At 73.0% G+C, this 2,911-nt stretch carries 3 protein-coding genes and 1 pseudogene; 1 reads left to right on the top strand and 3 read right to left on the bottom strand.

Annotated elements, in window-relative coordinates:
• Positions 1-112: 112 nt before the first annotated feature.
• The 3 genes from ABZ318_RS39370 to ABZ318_RS39360 form a co-directional block, all read right to left on the bottom strand.
• Complete coding sequence (locus tag ABZ318_RS39370; protein WP_356907218.1) at positions 113-496, bottom strand: zinc ribbon domain-containing protein; 384 nt, start codon at positions 494-496, stop codon at positions 113-115.
• Between the two features lie 151 nt (positions 497-647).
• Positions 648-1,358, bottom strand: a complete 711-nt coding sequence (locus ABZ318_RS39365) for a TetR family transcriptional regulator (protein WP_356907217.1) — start codon at positions 1,356-1,358, stop codon at positions 648-650.
• 87 nt (positions 1,359-1,445) lie between these two features.
• Positions 1,446-2,207 (bottom strand): SDR family NAD(P)-dependent oxidoreductase, encoded by a 762-nt coding sequence (locus ABZ318_RS39360; RefSeq protein WP_356907216.1) that lies wholly within the window; start codon positions 2,205-2,207, stop codon positions 1,446-1,448.
• A 441-nt stretch (positions 2,208-2,648) separates the two neighbouring features.
• Between ABZ318_RS39360 and ABZ318_RS39355 the strand changes: the two are divergent.
• Positions 2,649-2,911 (top strand): annotated as a pseudogene (locus ABZ318_RS39355) (heme-binding protein); the annotation flags it as partial.

Raw genomic sequence — 2,911 nt, 5'->3', positions numbered from 1 at the left:
GGCCCGGTCAAGGCGGAGCGTCCATGCCGCGCCAGGCCGGGAAGACCATCGGCGAGAGCGTCGCGAGGAAGTAGAGCACCACCCGCCCCTTCCTCGTGTACGCGCCCGGCGCTCAGTACCAGGTGTCGAGCGGGACCTCCTCGCAGAGCCGCACGACCGGCCTGCGCCCGGCGGAGGCGGTGCCGGAGAGCTTGACCCGGGCCCCGGGGCGCACCGCGTGCAGCGGTCCGTCGACGCGGCAGCGGACGACGAAACCCTCTGTCATGTGGACCGGCCAGAGATCGGCGTCAGCGGCCGCGACCCCGCGCCGTACGGATATCACGCCCTCGCCCCCGCTGAGTTCGGGCGCCAGGTCGGTCGACCCGCAGGTCGGGCAGAGCAGACGCTGGAACGTCGTGGTGTGGCACCAGCGGCAGCGCTGGAAGTACAGCTCGGACTCGGGGGCCGACTCCTCGGCCTGGACGGCGGTCCCGCTCCTCATTCCCGTGTGGAACACGATGCCTTCTCCTTGCACTCGGCGGCTCGACCGTGCATGGAGCAAAGATATGGCACTGAGTGCCATCAAATAAAGACCTGAGTTCCCTCAATTCGAGATACCGAGAACCCTGAGGCCGTTCGGTGACCCTCCGGAGATCCCCCGGTGACCCTCAGCCCTCGCCGAGGCTCGACTCCACCTCGCGCACCACGCGCCACATGGGGGTGGAGCGCTTGGTGATCACCACGACGACGTCCTCGGCCTCCTCGGCCGGGGCGTCCGCCGCCTGGCCGCCGGTGGTCCAGGTGGTGCGGACGAACTCCAGGGCCCCGTCGACCTCGGCCAGCGGGTCGCCCTCGCCGCCCGAGCGCAGCCAGTGCCGCAGGGCGTGGTTGTGGGCGGCGACCACGGCCGCCGCGACGACGTTGGCGCGCAGGGTGCCGTCCCTGCGGTCCGCCCAGCGGGTGCGCAGGTAGTCGCCGAGGGTCTTCTCGTACCGCCAGACCACCGACAGCTCGTACGTGCGCAGTCCGGCCACCTCACGGGTGAGCCGGTAGCGCTGCACGGAGAAGGTGGGGTTCTCGGCGTACATCCGCATGACGAGCCGGGCGGCGTCGCAGACCCGGACGACCGGGTCGTCGGAGTCGGCGCTCGCGGCGAGGAAGCGGGTCATGTCGGCGAGGCACTGCTCGTGGTCGGGGAAGACCACGTCCTCCTTGGACGGGAAGTACCGGAAGAAGGACCGCCGGCCGACGCCCGCGAGCGTGACGATGTCGTCGACGGTGGTCTGCTCGTAGCCCCGCTCCAGGAAGAGCTGGAAGGCCGCGGCGATGAGGGAGTCCCGCATCGCGGGCTTCGTGGAGTTCGTCGACGCTGTTCCCATGGCTCGAACCTAACACCCGGACGAGCCCTCACAGCACTCGGTGCCGGAAGAATCCGGCACCGAGTGCTGTGGTGAGGGTACGGAGGCTCAGCGGGCGCTCATGCGGAGGGCGCCGTCCATGCGGATCGTCTCGCCGTTGAGGTAGTCGTGCTCGGCGATCATCGTCACGAGCCGGGCGTACTCCTCCGGGCGCGCGAGGCGCTGCGGGAAGGTGACGCTCGCGGCGAGACCGGCCCGGACGTCCTCGCCGAACCCGGCCATCATCGGGGTGTCGACGATGCCGGGGGCGATGGTGACGACCCGGATGCCGAACTGCGCCAGGTCACGCGCGGCGGTGACGGTCATCCCGGCGACGCCCGCCTTGGAGGCGGCGTACGCGATCTGTCCGACCTGGCCCTCGAAGGCGGCGATGGACGCGGTGTTGACCACGAGGCCGCGCTGACCGTGCTCGTCGGGCTCGTGGCGGGCGATGGCCTCGGCGGCGAGCCGCATCACGTTGAAGGTGCCGAGCAGGTTGACGTTGAGCACCGTACGGAACAGGTCGAGGTCGTGCGGTCCCTTGCGGCCCAGGATGCGGGCGGAGGGGGCGATGCCCGCGCAGTTCACGGCGAGCCGCAGCTCGGCGCCGTCGGCGTCGATCGCGGCGAGCGCCTCGCGGACCTGCTCCTCGTCGGTGACGTCCGCGGCGAGCAGCCGCACGCCCTCGGGCAGCGGCCCGGCGGCGGCCACGGCCTTGTCCAGGTCCAGGCCGTAGACGGTGGCGCCGCGCGCGGCGAGTGCGGCGGCGGTGGCGGCGCCGAGGCCGGAAGCGGCGCCGGTGACGAGAGCGGCGGAGCCGGCGATGTCCATGGAACTCCTCGTTCGTGTCGTGCGGGTGCGACCCTGCCGCCGGGATGGCCGCCGGATCGGGCGCGTGCCCGCGGAGGACCGCGCGGTCCGCGCGATCTGCGCCGCCCACCATAGAACCGTGTGCGCCGCCCCCGGAAGCGAAGGCCGGGCGTGGGCCGGCCGGGAGGACCGCGGCGCCGTCACGGGCCGCCTCCCGGGGCGCCCGGCCGCCGACGCGGCGGCGGGGGCCTTCGCCGAACCGGCCGCTCGGTGGCGGAGGCTGACCGCGCGGGGTCAACCGATCGGATGACCCCGGGGTCCACCGCCCGGGGCGCCGGGGGCAGCCGGGACGACGACGGACGGCGGCGGGGTACGGCACCAGGATGGGAGACAGAGCGGGCCGCGGCTTCCCGACGGCCCCCGCGGTTCCCCGAGTTCACTGGAGCAGACCCCATGAAGCACGTGAAGAAGGCCTCCTCGCGCACCCGTGTCGTGACCGGTGGCGCGATCGTCGCCGCCCTCGCCCTCGGCGGCTTCGGGGCCTACTCCGCGAGCGCCACCGGCGAGGACACGGCGGCCGCGCCGACCGCCGCCACGGCGGACGCCAAGAACAAGAACACGACGCGCTCCACGCACCTGACGATCGAGGCCGCCACCAAGGCCGCGCAGGCGACCCTGGACGCCGCCGAGCAGGAGAACCAGCGGGTCTCCGTCGCGGTCGTGGA

This window comes from Streptomyces sp. NPDC006197 (assembly GCF_040613865.1).
Classification (GTDB): Bacteria; Actinomycetota; Actinomycetes; order Streptomycetales; family Streptomycetaceae; genus Streptomyces.
This window is presented reverse-complemented; position numbering and strand designations above follow the sequence as displayed.

Excerpts from the sequence above, each read along its gene's own strand:
- ABZ318_RS39365 (WP_356907217.1), bottom strand. The coding sequence starts at position 1,358 with ATGGGAACAGCGTCGACGAACTCCACGAAGCCCGCGATGCGGGACTCC.
- ABZ318_RS39360 (WP_356907216.1), bottom strand. The coding sequence starts at position 2,207 with ATGGACATCGCCGGCTCCGCCGCTCTCGTCACCGGCGCCGCTTCCGGC.